General features: G+C 38.2%; 21 protein-coding genes and 1 other annotated feature. Of the genes, 13 read left to right on the top strand and 8 right to left on the bottom strand.

Annotation, left to right across the window (positions count from 1 at the left end; translation table 11 throughout):
• Positions 1–21: 21 nt before the first annotated feature.
• The 4 genes from IEV52_RS14400 to IEV52_RS14385 all read right to left on the bottom strand — a co-directional run bounded on the left by IEV52_RS14400 (position 22) and on the right by IEV52_RS14385 (position 2,741).
• The gene (locus IEV52_RS14400) at positions 22–486 is read right to left on the bottom strand and encodes an SRPBCC family protein (protein WP_188403205.1); all 465 of its coding nucleotides are present in this window, start codon (positions 484–486) and stop codon (positions 22–24) included.
• 34 nt (positions 487–520) lie between these two features.
• Positions 521–880 (bottom strand): GIY-YIG nuclease family protein, encoded by a 360-nt coding sequence (locus IEV52_RS14395; RefSeq protein ID WP_188403204.1) that lies wholly within the window; start codon positions 878–880, stop codon positions 521–523.
• 17 nt (positions 881–897) lie between these two features.
• Complete coding sequence (locus IEV52_RS14390) at positions 898–1,647, bottom strand: DUF2087 domain-containing protein (RefSeq protein ID WP_188403203.1); 750 nt, start codon at positions 1,645–1,647, stop codon at positions 898–900.
• 155 nt (positions 1,648–1,802) lie between these two features.
• Positions 1,803–2,741, bottom strand: coding sequence for an RNA polymerase sigma factor (locus IEV52_RS14385; RefSeq protein WP_229754301.1), 939 nt, complete (start codon positions 2,739–2,741; stop codon positions 1,803–1,805).
• Between the two features lie 152 nt (positions 2,742–2,893).
• On the opposite strand from IEV52_RS14385, the gene IEV52_RS14380 reads away from it, so the two are divergent.
• Complete coding sequence (locus IEV52_RS14380; protein ID WP_188403201.1) at positions 2,894–3,835, top strand: aminoglycoside phosphotransferase family protein; 942 nt, start codon at positions 2,894–2,896, stop codon at positions 3,833–3,835.
• A gap of 48 nt (positions 3,836–3,883) precedes the next feature.
• Here IEV52_RS14380 and IEV52_RS14375 read toward each other — a convergent pair whose 3' ends face one another.
• Positions 3,884–4,582, bottom strand: coding sequence for a hypothetical protein (locus IEV52_RS14375; protein WP_188403200.1), 699 nt, complete (start codon positions 4,580–4,582; stop codon positions 3,884–3,886).
• Between the two features lie 271 nt (positions 4,583–4,853).
• On the opposite strand from IEV52_RS14375, the gene IEV52_RS14370 reads away from it, so the two are divergent.
• The 3 genes from IEV52_RS14370 to IEV52_RS14360 are packed head-to-tail and all read left to right on the top strand — an operon-like array spanning position 4,854 to position 6,253.
• Positions 4,854–5,177 carry an ArsR/SmtB family transcription factor gene (locus tag IEV52_RS14370; protein ID WP_188403199.1) on the top strand — a complete coding sequence of 108 codons (324 nt, stop codon included), beginning with the start codon at positions 4,854–4,856 and terminating at the stop codon, positions 5,175–5,177.
• A 56-nt stretch (positions 5,178–5,233) separates the two neighbouring features.
• Positions 5,234–5,746, top strand: coding sequence for an SRPBCC family protein (locus tag IEV52_RS14365; RefSeq protein WP_205724014.1), 513 nt, complete (start codon positions 5,234–5,236; stop codon positions 5,744–5,746).
• A complete protein-coding gene (locus IEV52_RS14360) occupies positions 5,747–6,253 on the top strand; it encodes an SRPBCC family protein (protein WP_229754300.1) in 507 nt (168 codons plus the stop codon).
• A 48-nt stretch (positions 6,254–6,301) separates the two neighbouring features.
• On the opposite strand, the gene IEV52_RS14355 is transcribed toward IEV52_RS14360, so the two are convergent.
• Complete coding sequence (locus tag IEV52_RS14355) at positions 6,302–7,222, bottom strand: NAD(P)-dependent alcohol dehydrogenase (protein ID WP_188403198.1); 921 nt, start codon at positions 7,220–7,222, stop codon at positions 6,302–6,304.
• A 158-nt stretch (positions 7,223–7,380) separates the two neighbouring features.
• On the opposite strand from IEV52_RS14355, the gene IEV52_RS14350 reads away from it, so the two are divergent.
• The 4 genes from IEV52_RS14350 to IEV52_RS14335 all read left to right on the top strand — a co-directional run bounded on the left by IEV52_RS14350 (position 7,381) and on the right by IEV52_RS14335 (position 9,736).
• Positions 7,381–7,848 (top strand): GNAT family N-acetyltransferase, encoded by a 468-nt coding sequence (locus tag IEV52_RS14350; RefSeq protein WP_188403197.1) that lies wholly within the window; start codon positions 7,381–7,383, stop codon positions 7,846–7,848.
• Positions 7,849–7,924: 76 nt separating this feature from the next.
• Positions 7,925–8,401 (top strand): DinB family protein, encoded by a 477-nt coding sequence (locus IEV52_RS14345; protein WP_188403196.1) that lies wholly within the window; start codon positions 7,925–7,927, stop codon positions 8,399–8,401.
• Positions 8,402–8,613: 212 nt separating this feature from the next.
• Complete coding sequence (locus IEV52_RS14340) at positions 8,614–9,054, top strand: DoxX family protein (protein WP_188403195.1); 441 nt, start codon at positions 8,614–8,616, stop codon at positions 9,052–9,054.
• A gap of 181 nt (positions 9,055–9,235) precedes the next feature.
• Positions 9,236–9,736 (top strand): VOC family protein, encoded by a 501-nt coding sequence (locus tag IEV52_RS14335; RefSeq protein ID WP_188403194.1) that lies wholly within the window; start codon positions 9,236–9,238, stop codon positions 9,734–9,736.
• A gap of 52 nt (positions 9,737–9,788) precedes the next feature.
• Here IEV52_RS14335 and IEV52_RS14330 read toward each other — a convergent pair whose 3' ends face one another.
• Complete coding sequence (locus tag IEV52_RS14330) at positions 9,789–9,977, bottom strand: hypothetical protein (protein WP_188403193.1); 189 nt, start codon at positions 9,975–9,977, stop codon at positions 9,789–9,791.
• Between the two features lie 166 nt (positions 9,978–10,143).
• Here IEV52_RS14330 and IEV52_RS14325 point away from each other — a divergent pair, with 166 nt between their 5' ends.
• A complete protein-coding gene (locus tag IEV52_RS14325) occupies positions 10,144–10,617 on the top strand; it encodes a DUF5662 family protein (protein ID WP_188403192.1) in 474 nt (157 codons plus the stop codon).
• A gap of 40 nt (positions 10,618–10,657) precedes the next feature.
• Here the strand turns inward: IEV52_RS14325 and IEV52_RS14320 are convergent, their stop codons facing one another.
• Positions 10,658–12,313: an ABC transporter substrate-binding protein gene (locus IEV52_RS14320; RefSeq protein WP_188403191.1), complete on the bottom strand. Its 1,656-nt coding sequence runs from the start codon at positions 12,311–12,313 to the stop codon at positions 10,658–10,660.
• 102 nt (positions 12,314–12,415) lie between these two features.
• Between IEV52_RS14320 and IEV52_RS14315 the strand changes: the two genes are divergently transcribed.
• From IEV52_RS14315 to IEV52_RS14300, 4 genes are all read left to right on the top strand, one after another.
• A complete protein-coding gene (locus tag IEV52_RS14315) occupies positions 12,416–13,675 on the top strand; it encodes an MDR family MFS transporter (RefSeq protein WP_188403190.1) in 1,260 nt (419 codons plus the stop codon).
• 242 nt (positions 13,676–13,917) lie between these two features.
• Complete coding sequence (locus IEV52_RS14310; RefSeq protein ID WP_188403926.1) at positions 13,918–14,355, top strand: Rrf2 family transcriptional regulator; 438 nt, start codon at positions 13,918–13,920, stop codon at positions 14,353–14,355.
• A 68-nt stretch (positions 14,356–14,423) separates the two neighbouring features.
• The gene (locus tag IEV52_RS14305; RefSeq protein WP_188403189.1) at positions 14,424–15,065 is read left to right on the top strand and encodes a DsbA family oxidoreductase; all 642 of its coding nucleotides are present in this window, start codon (positions 14,424–14,426) and stop codon (positions 15,063–15,065) included.
• 42 nt (positions 15,066–15,107) lie between these two features.
• Positions 15,108–15,330: a binding site (T-box leader), on the top strand.
• A 54-nt stretch (positions 15,331–15,384) separates the two neighbouring features.
• Positions 15,385–16,737, top strand: a complete 1,353-nt coding sequence (locus IEV52_RS14300) for a sodium-dependent transporter (RefSeq protein ID WP_188403188.1) — start codon at positions 15,385–15,387, stop codon at positions 16,735–16,737.
• The last annotated feature ends 33 nt before the right edge of the window (positions 16,738–16,770 follow it).

The following is a 16,770-nucleotide window of genomic DNA, read 5'->3' as shown; positions in this document are numbered from 1 at the left end:
TGGACAGGTCCTTTTTGAAGGTTATATGTGATAGTCGGGGGCTTTGTCTAGCACGAGATTTAAGATGATGCTGTGTTCTAAATAAGCTTTTAATCCGCACAGTACCATCGTATAGCCGCCCATCGAGTCAATGGCTCGGGCTGCAATTTCATCGCCGTTCCCACTGAATCCTGAATTTGAAATGCTGACCATGGTTTCTTGTTCATTACGTGGTGTGAATATCCACTCAACTGTTGTTCCATCTGAAGACTCGATAAATATCCGCTTATTTTCTTCAATATCTTTTACAAAGATGTTATCGGATACACCATACATCTCCCACTCCCAGCGCACATGCTTACCTTTTTCTAATCTTCCGCTGCTTTTTGTAAACCAGAATTTAGTTGTAGTACTTGGTTCGATAAATGCTTGAAATACATCATTTACAGGTTTTCGAATCATCATTTCTGCTTTAACAACTGGCGTACTATTTAGAGTTATTGTCATAGTAAAACTCCTTCCTAATGTCTCCCTGAACTATTCATTCGTTGGTTCTCTCTTTATTGTACCCTTGACCTCCATACGGCTGGATGTGATCCAACCATTTCTCTTCTAATTTTTGTAGTTCGCGTTTCTCGTCGAAAAATCCTTCCTTTTTCTTTTTCAGGATTTCTAACGTTTCAAAGATAAAGGCTTCTTTCCCGTATTGATTCCATTCTTGTTGAAGCTCTTTATTCATGTGTGTGTTATTTTCTAAAGTGAATCTAACTCCGTTTAGCGTTTTAAGATTTCTCGTGCTGGCAACAAAGGACTTATTGTTGATCGTATTCTTAATTTGATATACACCAGCTTCAATAGGTGTTTCTTTATAAAGTTGCTTTAGTTCTTTTTTTGTCTGCAAGGTTCATTCATCCTTTCTTATTTCTTTATCCAATACGCACTGCCATCTGGTTTTCTATCGAGGAATCCGTATTCGATTAAGTATCTTCGAATCGTCACAAAGTCCTCGTAAATGGATTTAAGAATCTCGTTTAATGCTTTTTCGCTGTATGTTTGTTCAGGATCTATCTGATTTGTGATTTGTCTTAGCACAACAAGTTTTTGTTTTTCTTTCCGTGGAAAGTTGATAAGCCGTCCGTCTTTAAAACATTTCTTAACTACCTTTTCGGATTCCTCATGGGTTATGTCATAGCGGACATCCAGCATGTTGGCTGTTTTATGAGGTGGAACTATTGCGGGTGCATGTTTGTCTTTTTCTTTTAAAAGATCCATCAACGTCAAGAAAATCTTCGCTTGTCTTTCTTTTTCCTTCAAAGCAAATCGGTGGTGACGGATCGTTGAAGCACTGCCGATCTCTAACTCTTTTTGTATATCTTTATCATTTTTTCCTTCATAAAACAGACGAAGCAGATTGCTCTGGTGGTCTGTGAGTCCAGTCAGTTTTTTGTTCAAACTCAGCAGGTAATCAAAAACAGATCCATGTTCGCTTTCTATGTGGTAACGCATAAATCTTTCTGCTTCATATAGAACGTCGTTAAGAGGATAGATGATGCCTTTCTCAACTTGTTTACCGCAGAGAAGGCACACAAAGGAATGTGTTTCTTCGATATAACCTTGTTTAAGTTCCTCAAGTGATGAGTCCCAAAATGTTTCCGTGATTTCCCTCATAATATAAACACCTTCTATTTTTGTTTATTAAATAATTAATATTATTTTAATTTGTTTGTTTATTTATAAACATAATATGATTTTGTTTAATAGCTGTCAATAAAGAACTAAATAAAAAATCTGATCCTTACACGGACCAGATTAAAGGTGTACTTTTATTTATCTACCCAGTTAAGGGGTGGTTTGTTCAACTGGGCGGCATATCCTAATTCTTTTGAAGCAGCCAATATGAATTCTTTTCTAAAGAAAAAGCTTCTGTGATAAACAATTTTGTTATTTTCTACTTCCTGATATTGAATATCGTGGATAAGCGGTCCTTGATCTGAATCGGCAAGGACTACAATAACAGCTTTACCCCACAGCATACATTCAATGGCACGGTGGCCAGGCAATCCGTACATAAGCGACCCATTGCGCATTTCTTCCTTATTTACTTCAACGAATCCTAATGATGCTTCGTAATGTGGGTAATCACTAATGAGTGAAAGCATGCCTTCTAGATCACCTCTGTTGAACGCATTGAGATAAGCTTGAATGATTTTAGATTTTTGTGGACTATCTTTACTCTGTGGCTTATGCGTTTCAAACTCAATCTTTTTTAGCTTCTTTTTCATTCTGTTGGTTGCTGCGTAAACCGCTCCTGGCGTTGTTTTAACTATGTTCGCTACTTCTTCGGCTTTAAACTGAAAGACTTCCATCAATAAAAATACGGCGGTCTGCCTGGGTGTGAAAAGTTCATAAAGCTTTTCAAGTGCTTCTTCAATATTGTGAGTGTCAACAAATTCTTCAGTTGGTTCTTCAGCTTCAACTAATACTCCTAAGTTTCGCTTTTCTCTTCGACAGTAGTCAATCCACGCATTAGTAGCTGTTCGATAAAGATAGGATTTGAGATTTACAGGATGCCATCTTGTATAAAGACCTCCAAGTGCTTTAAGCATCGTTTCTTGATAAAGATCTTCACCATCCCATGGGGAACCTGTTAGATATCTGCAATAGTTCCATAACCCATCACTAAAATTACGAATCTCCTCGTCAAATCTTTGGCGAAGCTCGATTGATTTCTCGTACAGGGTATTTGTTTTAGGTTTAGACAAATGTAGTACCTCCTTTATTTTATCGTTCACTTTGTACGACGAATTCATTAAGGATAATTATACGCGTTTGCAGAAATTTTTGAAAAAAGTCAGAAATAAATTGTGCTATGGTTGAAATGGATAAAGTAAACAACTGCAAAAGGAGAAAAACGATGCGTATCCGTTTGCCAGAAAAATATATAAATACGATAAAGGGCGTTCATGGAGATAAAGCAGCGGAGTTTCTGCAAAATTTTAATCAGTTGATAGCAGAGTGTGAGCAAAGATATAACATGTATGTTCAAGAACCTTTTGATCTCTCCTACAATTTTGTTGCTCCTGCGATAAAAAAGGACGGCCAAGAAGTAGTTTTAAAGATTGTACTTTCAGATCATGAGTTTCAGGCTGAACTTGAGGCACTTCTCCACATGAAAGGGAAGGGGGCTGTTCAAGTGATTGATTATGACGTGGAAAAAGGGATCATGATTCTAGAAAGGCTTCAGCCTGGTCATACACTAGCTGTTTTAGAAGATGATAAGGAAGCAACGCGAATTGCAGCACATGTGATGAAAAAGTTGATCGTTCAGGCTCCATCAAGATCTACACTTCCAACAGTGGTTGATCGCGAAGACAGCCTAAAACGAATTTATCATAAGCATAACAATGGTTTTGACCCTATTCCCAAGGAGAGTATGCTAGAAGCGCTAAACATTTTTGAATACTTGAATAACACAATTGAACATCCATATATGCTGCATGGTGATCTGCATCATTTCAATATCTTAAAAAAAGGTGATTCATGGGCTGTCATTGATCCTAAAGGATTGATCGGAGACCGTGAATATGAGGCTGTTCAATTTATGCTTAACAAATTACCTGGGCAGAACTTGATAGAGTTTACGGAAAGCCGGGTTGATATATTCGTAGATGAACTGAAACTAGATAAAGAGAGGCTGCTTCTTAGAATGTATTCTCATGCGGTGCTCGCTACATGCTGGACGATTGTGGACGGGAACTTTAGTGAGTCTTTTCTGGGTACCGTACAGATCTTTAAAGAGCTCTGTCAGAAACACCTTTGTAAGAATGTACGAAATAAACTATTTCTCAATCAATAAAAAAACAAGCTGAAGTCCGATGAATGATTATTGGCTCCAGCTTGTTATCTATTTTGTTTTATTCCATTTTTGCTCAAGGGTTTGAGTGACCGATTCAATCTTTCCAGGAAGAACAAATAAATAATCGATCAGGCTTTCTAATAGTTCAATTAATAAGGCAACCGAGTCGTCATCAATCTCTCGTTCGAGGTCAAGCATTTCATTAAAAGGACTGTCGGGATGAACAAGATGGCTTAACGTTTTAAGAGGTGTAGTAAAATCAACATGTTTAGGCAGCTGCTCAAACTGCTGAGAAAGTGTCTGACCTTTACTTTTTTCACCAAGGAAGTTCTTAAGGATACTTTCTAAAACGCGTTTTGACATAACAGCCGTTGCGGAATTATCTTTTGACTGACTCACGTTCAATACCGAAATATACGCCCTTAAAAGGTCTTTCGCTATATTAGGATCCCGCTCCATTTGCTCCAGAGAATCTTTTGAAGCTGTTGGGTCATATATGTAAACTTCTGCTTCTTCTTTAGTGCGATTTGAATCATTTAGCATAATGACAAACTCTGATGTTTTTTTACAATCGGAACAAATGCCTTCAGCAAACAAACCTGTTTTATTGACCAAATAAAAATTAGCTTTCAATGTAAATAATCCTGATTTGCTACACTTTGGACAACGGCTCTTTATGGTTTTCGCTACTTTATAATATCCATATTGGGTATAGGATAAAATGGACCCCGGTAATATTTTTCTCACGTTGACCCCCCTGAAAACTTTCCGATTAAATTATCTAGAAATTATATTTAGATCCAGAATTTTAATATATATACAAAAATTATAACTTTGATAAAGGTAATTACAAGTCATAATTTGTGGAATCTAACATCTTTTTTAGAATGGGTAAAGCAAATCTAATTCTTTGTTTATATTTACTCTAAATTATATAGATATATTTGTGTGGAAATTTATTTTAGAAATTTTTATATATTCCTTTACACGTATATTCCTTTTGGTGTATATTATAAACATGAAAACGATATTAAATGCTCTCGCCGAGCCAAACCGCCTGCAGATTGTTGAACTTCTTCGGGATGGACCTCTTACAGTAGGGGAAATTACCGACAAACTTGGAATGAACCAGCCGCAAGTGTCAAAACACCTCCGAGTACTTAGTGAATCCGGGCTCGTCGAAGTGCAGCCAATCGCCAATCGACGTTATTACAAGCTAAGACCTCAGCCTTTTATGGAGTTAAATTCCTGGGTTGAATCTTACAAACACCTCTGGAATGAACGATTGGACCGCTTGGACGATTACCTGAAAAAACTCCAAGGGAAGGGTGAGGATGGATAATAGGCACCAATTGGTAAGTTTCTAAAAACACTAATAAAAAAGTGGAGGTATGCATGATGAGGATGAGTCAAGAAGCAAACCAAACTGTAACATCAGTCAATGGCAGTGAACTTGTGATAAAACGGCAGTTACATGCACCGCGGGAGTTAGTATTTGAAGCATGGACAGATTCAAATCACCTGCCAAATTGGTGGGGACCAGAAGGATTTACGATAACGGTTCAAGAAATAGATGTGAGGCCTGGTGGTGTATGGAGGTATGTGATGCACGGACCAAACGGTGTTGATTATGACAATAAGATCAACTACATCGAAGTCGCCGAACCAGAAAAACTAGTCTATGCTCATGGTGATAATGAGACAGAACATTTTCGTGTAACTGTAACGTTTGATGATCAAGGTAATCAGACTGAACTCACCATGCACATGCTGTTTACATCAACTGAGGAGCTTGAAAGGGCTGTGAAAGAATTTGGAGCTATTGAAGGTGCTACATCTACAATGAATCGTTTAGAGCAGCAACTCGTGAAAATTCAAGATACGGCTTCTAATCCAAAGGAGGAAATGTAAATGGCTGAAAATAATGTGAAGAATTCTATGACGAAAACGGTTGAAGGAAATATTCTTACCTTTACACGAATCTTTGATGCGCCAAGAGAACTGGTTTTTAAAGTATTATCAGACCCGGAACATCTATCACACTGGTGGGGACCAAATGGATGGACACTCCCTGTCAATAAGATGGATTTTCGTGAAGGCGGCTCTTGGCACTATTGCATGGAATCATCGGATGGCGAGATGAAATCATGGGGAAAAGCTTTATATAAGGAAATTGTTGAGCCGGAACGAATCGTTTATGAAGATTACTTCTCAGATGAAGAAGGAAATTTAAACGAAAACATGCCAGGTGTTCATGTAACCTTAACTCTTGTCGAACATGAAGGGAAAACCAAGATCGTGAACCACGCTCAATTCTCTTCGGAGGAAGCTCTGAAAACAGTAATCGACATGGGAATGGAACAAGGATTCACGGAAATGTGGGATAAACTAGAGACACATTTAAATAAGATTCAATAAAGTACAAAGACGTACATTCTGCAGATGGAGTGTACGTCTTTTTTGGATTTAGTTTTTATGATCTAGCGTTATGACGACGTTTCCCTTTTTGTGGCCAGTATCCACATATCCATGTGCCTCTGGAATTTGGTCCAGCGGATAGCGTCTATCGATGACTGGTTTCATCTTTCCGGATTCGATAAGCTCTTTCAGCAAAATTAGATCTTCTGTTCGTTCTTTTGCGATACCCTGCCCATCAACTGTTACGAATGTCCCATGAGGAATTAAAGCATTCTGACATTTAGATGTCGAAGCTTTTCCAACAGCATCAAAGATCATATCATATCGTTCGTCTCTTTTCGTAAAATCCTCTTTCGTGTAATCAATGACCTGATCAGCTCCTAGAGATTTCACTAATTCTATATTAGTTGGACCGCATACACCGGTTACTTCTGCCCCGAAGTATTTGGCAAGCTGGACTGCTGCGGATCCAACTGCACCAGAAGCTCCATAGATCAGAACTTTTTGTCCGCTCTGGATCTTACCTTTTCTAAGAAAATAAAGAGCTGAGGTTCCACCGAAAGGAATGGCTGAAGCTTCTTCATACGATAGGTTGACTGGTTTCAAGGCTACTATACCGTCTTCACGAAGACACGTGTACTCGGCATAAGCACCAAATCGCATTCCAGTTAGAGCAAAAACCTGGTCACCTTCCTTGAATCGGGTTACATTCTTGCCTATCTCTTCAACTTCTCCTGCTAATTCTACGCCCAGTATTGGTTTTCTTGGTTTTCTGAGACCTAAGAAAAGTCGCATAGGGACCCAGTACATGATCGGACTTTTGAAGCCTCGAACTCTGCAATCGCCAGAAGTAACGGTAGTCGCATGAACTTTTACGAGTATCTCATTGTCCTTGGGTGAAGGTTTTTCAACCTCTTTAAGCGAAAGTACATTTGGTGGCCCATATTTTGTGCATATAATGGCCTTCATAAGTCCCCTCCATATTTTTATTTAACCCTATTCATCTTATGATTCAACAGCATAAAAAAATGTCATATGGCATATGAAGAAATATAATTCGAACGTTGTTTCATATACATATGTAATAATTTGCAAGTGTACTTGAATTACGGAAGGGAGGGAAAAGCATGACGAGGATTGAACTTAGGAAGATAGATTCAGAAAACTGGAGAGAAGCTCTTGAGCTCACTGTGTTTGATGATCAACAAAGATTTGTTGCGGCCGTTTCACCGCCTGCTGCGATTGCACTTACTAAAGCATACATCAGACCTGATGGAAGATTAGTGGAACCATATGGCGTATACAACCAGAACAAAATAGTCGGTTTCTTCAATCTGCACTATACACCTGACAGTAAAGATGACTATTGGCTGTTTCATTTTTTCATTGATAAACGATACCAAAGAGAGGGGTTTGGTAATGACGTAATAAAAGCTTTGATAGAGCACCTAAAACATATTCATCCTTCTTGTAATCGAATTCGTTTAACGGTGCATCCGGAAAACAATGCAGGTGTGAAGTTTTATATGAAACTAGGATTTACTGATGATCAAACCCTAACATTTGGTGAGCCTACTTATTCTAAATCCATTTAAATCGTAATTTCATTTTTATCCGTGACAGAAGTGAATAGAATAAAAAACTACTTAAAGGATTAGGAGTGTAAAAAATATGATTCATGCAAAAGAGGTATTATCCGATCAATTATTAGCAAATGCTAATGATCCCAGTTGGTATCTTCCATTTTCCGAGTCGGTTGTTAATCTATCAATAGATGAAGCATTCTGGAAGCCTAGCGAAAATTGTAATAGTATTGCAGAAATTGTACAGCATCTCCTTTATTGGAATGAAACATGGCAGACCAGATACATAAAATCTCATGTTAATGCTGTACCAAATATAGGTGATAATAATAAAAGCTTTGTCCTACAGGATAATGAGAATTTTAACCATTTAAAAGAACGTCTGTTAGAGGTCCTCTTAAGATGGCAAGATTTATTAACCGAAGAGAAAGTAGAAAGCGAAGTTAATGGATTCCCTGTACCAGCGAAGTGGTGGGGAATTCTTGGAAATGTAGCCACACATAATGCTTATCACATTGGGCAAATCATATTTATTCGTAAACTGCAAAACAGCTGGATTTTTTAAAGAACGGAAAGTATGTTGCCGTTATATCAACTTCTAAGAAGGCTGTAAGTTTTACTCTTTTTAATACTTCTCAACTTGAACTCCCAGAAATTTTTAGCGGACCAGCTGAAAGGAAAACCTTAAAAATAGTGGATGGGGAAATGTTAGATATGGATCAACTCAGTAGCTGGGTAGAACTTGCATCAAAAAATCTATAGGTATGAAGAGGAGAGATGACTGTGAAAGATTCAACTTCTAAAGGGCGCTTATGGACAGCACGAATAATGAGTGGTCTGTTCACTGTATTTATGCTTTTTGATGGGATAACGAAATTGTTAAAACTTGAATCTGTTATAAAACCCTCTATGGAAATGGGATTCTCTGTACAACATGTTGTTGTGATAGGAGTTCTTGGCCTTATTTCAACCATTCTTTATGCCATTCCCCAAACATCTATATGGGGTGCTGTCCTTATAACCGGATATTTAGGCGGGGCAATTGTTACACATATCCGCCTGGATGACCCGCTTTTCACTCATACATTGTCTCCTGTGTATTTTGCAATTATTGCTTGGGGCGGATTATATTTAAGAGATGAGAGGGTACGTAACTTATTTCGTTTCCAAAATGCCAAACATGCAAATGAAAGTAAGGTAGACCATAACCTAACTTAAGATCAGCTTCTTACTTAAGGCGTCCTTTAAAAAGGCGTCTTTTTTGTGGAGAAGGACTTTCAGGTAAGTATGAAGAATGAAAAGATTGATAGTAATTGGTATGTATCCGATCTGTTTACAAAGATACAATCGAATTAGAATTAAAGGATTATTCAAGAATTAACGCAAGTAGGAGGAAAAGATGAAATTACAAAAAATCACAACAAACTTATGGTTCGATTCAAAAGCAGAGGAAGCTGCAAGGTTTTATACCTCAATCTTTGAAAATTCATCGATCGGTAGAATTACTCGGTATGGTACAGAAGGATATGAAATTCATGGAATACCCGAGGGGACAGTAATGACCGTGGAATTCCGGCTAGAAGGACAAACATTCGTTGCATTAAACGGTGGGCGTCAGTTCAAATTTACAGAGGCCATCTCATTTATCGTCCACTGTGAGACGCAAGATGAAATAGATTTCTACTGGGAAAAGCTCTCTGAAGGTGGAGACGAAAATTCTCAAGTGTGCGGTTGGTTGAAAGATCAATATGGAGTGTCGTGGCAAGTTGTTCCTCGTGATTTGCCTGATATGTTAAATGACTTAGATTCTGAGAAATCAAGAAGAGTGATGCAGGCACTAATGAAAACGAAGACCAAAATTGATCTTAACACTTTAAAGGAAGCATATGAGGGATGGTAATAGAAAATCAAAAAGCTTTGCCCATATTTGAAGGGTCAAAGCTTTTTATGTATTACTGCTCTTTTTGTTCCTCTTGCATTTCACTCTTATCATCATCTTGATCAGGTTCATCATTCTGTTCAGAAGGTTCTTCAGTTGGATCTGGTTCTTGTTCGTCTTCACTCGGATCTGCACATCCAAAAAGTAAGCTAAGAGAAAGAACAGCCGAAAGTGAACCCAGTACTATTTTCTTTAATTTCATGTTGTGTCCTCCTTTCGATTTATCATTATAGGTATTTTGTTGATTTTTTGGTTTTTTTATTCATGAATAGTAAACACATAAAGTTGAGAAGCATTTGAATCGAATTGAGTTTATTAGAGATAAAGAAAAGAATTAAAAAAACATTTTAAACTGGAGGGCAAGGAGCATGAAAAGCTACTGGAAATATCTCCTTTACATACTTGAACATAAGCTTAATGTGCTCCTAGAGTGCTGGAAAGAAGGCTTATATGTTCAAGGCATGATGCATGACATGTCTAAATTTAACCCTATTGAGTTCTTCCCATATGCCCGAAAGTTTTATTTAAACAAAAAGTTAGATGAATTTGAATGGGAGTATGCTTGGCTTCATCATCAGCATCATAACAAACATCACTGGAACTATTGGGTGGTGGACTCGGTCAAAAGAGAAGCCCTGCCTATGCCAAGAAAATATCTGTTAGAAATGATTTGTGATTATCGCTCTTTCTCGAGAACGTGGGGAAGAAAAAGGATAGATACTGATATGGCAGACCGTTTGATTCGAAATTTATTAACAGAGAAGGTCATATTGCATCCGAAAACTAGGAAAGAGTGTGAGTTTTTTATTAGAAAAATTAATGAGAGTAATATAGCTAAATAAAAAAGGATCTGAACATTTCAGATCCTTTTTTCGTCGTTAATTAATCTTCAAGTGTCGGCCTCACCCAGAGCTTAGAGAAATCAACGTAACCAAAATGTTTAATGTTCACGTTCATCAGCTCTGCTGAAAAAGGGATAAACCGTTTTTCATAATAAAGGGGTATCATGATTGACTCTTCCATAAGCTCTTTTTCTAATGAAATGTTAAGTCTGGTCCATTCCTCAAAAGGCGTATGTACATATTCATCAATACGTTTTTTCCATTTTGTATCATTCTGCAAGATGTATGGGAGTGGGGCAAAGCCGTTGGTTAAGAAATGATAAAATGAAAGATCTTGGTTCAACTCAAATATTTCTCCATGAATGAAAAGGTCCACTTCTTGAATATGAAGTCTGTTTTTGATGATCTCTTCAAAAGGAAACCATTTAACTTCAACAGGAATGCTTTCTTGTTCAAGCAACTCAATCAACCATCTTGTGGTTTTTTCAGTATGATCTGATGCTCTTACTATGAGGGGCTTTATAAACATAGGGCGTTCAACTTTTGGTATGTGAACGTTCTGTTTTTGACCGATTATACAGCTGTTTTGGTTAGGGATGGTTCTTGAATCAATACCTTGAATCTTTTGTCTGTTTTTAGCAATCAGCTGATGAAGGTAATGACGGACTTCTTTTCGTTGAATCTGCGAGTTTTTTCGATAAGCGTTCATGATGACTACGCCAAAACCGGAGTCACTTTCTACTTTATATGTAGTTTGTTTCTCCTGCTCAAGTGTCGATTGATATACAATCGGAAAGTCTTTTGGGACATGAACAAACTCAACTGCATCGAGTAACGGTCTTTCTTGAAAATGCTCCTTAAAAGCAGTTAATGTTGTTTTTTGGTCGGTGTTCTCTTCAATGAAAAAGCTCCCTGTACCATAGAGCCTACCTTTGTTTTCTTTATAGATACTGGAGGTCATCGTGCTTAACAAGTGAAGACTATAGCTGCAACCTTGGGAGTACAAGATATCAACCACGAGCGGTGTCTTTGCAACGATTTCTTCTACAGGAGCCCAGAGTTCTTTGTTGTGCTTATGGATACGCAGCTTCTCTAAACAGTTCACCACATCATCAGCTGTAAGAACAGAGCCGTCATGGAAACTAACATCTTTTCTTAGATAAAGTCTAAGTTTAGTGGGTGATACATCCCAGCTGTGGGCTAGCTCGGGCAGGATTTTTCCTGTATCCGTAATAGAGACAAGCCTGTTAAATACGTTTGCCACCATATGAGCGCTGTGTGCATCTGCTGCTTCTAACGGATGGATCAACTGAAAGGGATACCGCTTAGGGACGATTAATTTGTCCTGTGTTTGCTGAACAAACCCAAATAGTGATTGAAACTTGTTCATTACCCTCATTTTGGTGTCGGTTGACCAATCGAACATAAGGTATTTACTGCTTCGTTCTACGGGTTCTGTATCAATGATCTTCATAACCTCTTCTTCAAAGATTTCTTCAACATCCTTTAGCCATTCTAAATGTGAGACGTTTCCTCTCCCGCGGCCTGGAGTGAAATTCAGCCAACCATCATCTGTCCATTTCTTTAGATAACGGGTTGTCTGTTTCTGACTAATTTGCAGGGCTTCAGCAATTTCTTCAGTCCGGATACTGCCAGAAGAAAAATATCTCCACAGTATGAGCAGCTTTGTATCCATGTTATTCCCCTTTATGTAAAAGTGGACACGCTTTTGTAAAGTGTCTATTTTTTGAATTTTAAGTCTAGTTTAATATTACAATACACAAAGGGAGGGGACAATATGGGATGGAAAGATTACCCCCAAAACATTAAGGTGCGGTTGATTACATCATTTTTTAACCGAGCTGTTTCATCAGCGGTTATGCCGTTTATGGCTCTTTTCTTCGCTCAAGAAAAGAACAAAGTTTGGGCAGGAACGTTTTTGATCTTAACGGTTGTGATTGGATTTGTTGTGAATTTAATCGGTGGTTACATATCAGATCGTTTTCCAAGGAAAAAGGTCTTGTTAGCTACATCTTGGCTGAATGCAGGGATGTTCTTAATTATGACGATCAGTTTGTTTCCGGAAAGTAAAATGATTATGCTGTTTGCTCTCGCATACATCGGGTTTGTCATTACAAGCAGTCTGGGAAGACCAGCGATGCATGCGATCATCATGGATTCCACGACACCTGAGAACAGAAAAGAAGTCTATGCCTTAGATTATTGGGCGATTAACTTATCTATGGCGATCGGTGCAGCACTTGGTGGCTTGCTCTATGTAAACTATCAAAAAGAGTTGTTTTTACTGCTGACCATTACGTCAGCTGTTATTCCAATAGCGTATTGGATCTGGCTGCGAGATGAATTTAGCGGTTTTTTAGAGAAGAAACATGAGAATGTGTTTGTGGACTTATTTCAAAACTATAAGGTTGCTTTGCAAGATTCTGCTTTCGTGAAAGTCGTTATTGGTGGAACGTTTATTTTTTCTGCTGAATTTACGCTAAACAGTTATATTGGGATCAGGCTGGCCGAGACTTTTGAATCGATCCATATCGGGGATTTTGAAATAAGCGGTGTCAGGATGTTAAGTATGTTGAACATTCAAAACATGCTGATGGTGGTTTGTTTAACGTTCGTCATCAATCGGTTAACGGACCGTTTAAATAAGAAGCATGCTCTTCTTATAGGGCTGATTCTGTATGGAATCGGATATGTAACCGTAACATCTGCGAACACATGGTACGTATTGATTCTGTTTAACGTGATCGCAACAATGGGTGAATTGATTTATTCTCCGATTAAAGAAGCCGAAAAGGCAAACATGATTCCGAGTGACAAGAGAGGCTCTTATTCTGCTTTTGCCAACATTTCTTTTAGCGGGGCAGATATGCTTGCACGTTCCACAATCATTCTAGGAGCCTTCTTTGTTCCGATGATGATGTCCGTTTATATGGGAATCATCATTATGGCAGGGGCGTTTTTCTTATATTTCGGATTGTTTATAAGAGAACATGTGACTGAAAAAGTATTGCAGAATGAAGTTCCTGTTGGAAAGTAGGAGGGGGATGACCAAGGAGAGGTCATCCTTTTTTTGAATCACGTCTTGCCTAGGTGTCGAAATAAGTCGTCTCGTGGATATGTAGTGTAAATTTATGGAATTACGCATCGAATTTCTGGATAAATCAATAAATTTCGTGGAATTAAGCTCTAAATTTCTGGAATTCATTAAATACAAGAAGAACAATGTGTTGACTTTTCGTTATGTTGTAACTATTATGGTTACAACGGAGGTGTTGAATCATTAAGATAAGTAGCCGTTTTACTATTGCTGTTCATATCTTAGCTCTAATCAAAAATAACCCCCAGACAGCTTGTACGTCAGAGTTCATGGCTGGGAGCGTCAATACCAACCCAGTGATCATACGAAAAATCTTGTCCTATCTAAAAAAAGCAGGTATTGTGGACGTTCGTCGAGGAGCGGGAGGGGCGTACTTACGAAAATACCCAAGCGAGTTAACCTTATTGGACGTATATCGAGCAGTAGAAGTGGTTGAAGAGGATAAGCTCTTTCATTTTCATGAGGATCTTAATCCAGATTGTCCTGTAGGCATCAATTTGCAGAATGTCTTAGAACTCATTTTGGTTCAAGCTCAAGAGGCCATGGAGCAGGTATTGAAAAATGTTTCGATGGACCAACTATTTAATGCCCTCCAAATGAAAATAAAAGAAACAAAATAAAAATTTTTTAGTGTTGTTGTAACGATATTGGTTACAACTCAAATTTAAAACAAAGTGAGGAAAGAGCAATGACAGTAAAAATTACAGTATATTCGGATTTTGTTTGTCCGTTTTGTTTTTTAGGAAAAGCTCCTTTAGATGAAGTTGTAAAAGAGAAAGATGTTGAAGTGGAGTGGATGCCGTTCGAGTTGAGGCCAAGTCCTGCACCTAAGATTGATCCATGGAATGAACCTGATAAACTCGGTGCGTGGCAAGCGTATATTGAACCTACAGCAAAACAGCTTGGAGTGAACATGAAACTTCCTCGTCTATCACCTCATCCATACACACACTTGGCTTTTGAAGGATTTCAATATGCAAAGGATCATAACAAAGGAAACGAGTTTTACGAACGAGTTTTTTCGGCATTTTTCCAAGAAGAACAAAACATTGAGGATATAGATGTTTTAACAAAATTAGCTGAAGAAGTTGGTCTTCTTGCTGATGATTTTAAAGCTGCGTTAGTTTCAAGAACCTATAAAGAAGTACACCAAAATGAGTTAAGACATGCTTATGAAGAAGCAAGCATAACAGCAGTTCCAACCTTTATTATTGGGGATCAGGTTATTCAAGGACTTGCAAGTAAAGAACGTCTCGCGACTGCGATCGATCAAGCAGAAAAGTCTAAGTTTCATGGATTTGAAGGATTGTCTTGTGACGAAAAGTGTTGACAACACGTGTTTAAAGGTGTTTAAATAATTATTAAATTTTATAGTTGAACGTTGATGGGAATCATAGTAGTCTTCTTGCCGCTGTTATAGAGAGCTGATGGTTGGTGAAAATCAGTACATGCATGAAAGATGAATTTCGGTCCTTAAGTTTTAATTTCGAACTTTTTGCTAGGGATTAACGGGTTGTTCCGATAACGACTACAGAGCCGGAGAATGTTTTCTATTCTCAACTAGGGTGGTACCGCGATGTAAAGTCGCCCCTATCTTTTAGGGGCGGCTTTTTCTATTGCTTAAAAAACAGAAAGATGAGAGGTGCATCATGAAAGAAAATCAGCAGTGGTCTTCAAAATTAGGTTTTATTTTAGCTGCAGCAGGATCAGCCATTGGACTTGGGGCGATCTGGAAGTTTCCGTATATTGCAGGAGTCAGTGGAGGAGGGGCTTTCTTTTTTATCTTCCTTCTTTTTACTTTATTACTGGGTCTTCCACTTTTGCTGGCTGAATTCTTAATCGGCAGAAGTACCCAAAAAGATGCTATTGAATCCTATAAAAGTATTGCTCCCAGCTCCAAATGGCATTCAATCGGTTATTTGGGAATGATCACTTGCTTTATCCTGCTATCCTTTTACAGTGTTATTGGTGGGTGGATTATTCTTTATTTAGTTAAGACGATTAGAGGAGACTTAGACGGTCTGAGTCAGCAGGAATACGGAGAGCTGTTCGGTGCTACGATTTCAGATCCGGTGCTCAGCATTGGCGCACATTTGATTTTTATGATAATAACCATTGTAGTTGTTGCGATGGGAGTACAGAAGGGAATCGAACGGACGAGTAAATTTATGATGCCGGCATTATTTATCTTATTTCTTGTCCTCATCTTCCGTTCGGTAACCTTAAGTGGCGCGATGGAAGGTGTACAGTTTCTGTTCTATCCTGATTTTTCAAAATTAACGTCAGAAACTATTCTTGCTGCACTTGGACAATCATTCTTCACCTTGAGTGTAGGGGTTTCGGTTATGGTAACGTACAGTTCTTATCTGCCGAAGGACTCAAATCTATCTCAATCGGCTATTTCAATTGTTGGGATGAATATTATGATCGTAGTATTGGCAGGGTTGGCGATCTTTCCGGCTGTTTTTTCTTTCGGATTAGAGCCTAATGCAGGACCAGTATTGCTCTTTAATGTTCTTCCAACAGTCTTTAATCAGATGACGTTTGGAATGGTGTTCTTTGTTGCATTTTTGCTTCTTTTCTTGTTTGCATCTCTCACTTCAGCCTTTTCCATGTTAGAGATTATCGTATCTGTTCTTTCAAAAGGAGATACTAAAGCACGTACTAAATGGTCATGGATCATTGGATTAATCATTTTTGCCGTTGGTGTTCCATCTGCGTTATCATTTGGGATTTGGAGCGAAGTAAGTATTTTTAATAAGACCATTTTTGACGCAGCGGATTATCTAGTCAGCAATATCTTGATGCCAGTTGGTGCATTATTGATCTCGATATTTGTTCCGATGAAGATGAAGAAGTCACACCTGTATGATGAGTTAACAAAGGGCAATGCCCTGTCTAAACGTTTATTCAACGTCTGGTATTTTTTAATGAAATATGTAGCTCCGATCGCTATTTTCTTAGTGTTGTTGGATGTACTAGGGGTTTGGAAAAGGTTTTAACTGAAACAAAAAAGCTTGGATGCGAGTCCAAGC

Origin of the sequence: Fictibacillus barbaricus, from assembly GCF_014635025.1 — a bacterium.
Taxonomy (GTDB): domain Bacteria; phylum Bacillota; class Bacilli; order Bacillales; family Fictibacillaceae; genus Fictibacillus; species Fictibacillus barbaricus.
This window is presented reverse-complemented; position numbering and strand designations above follow the sequence as displayed.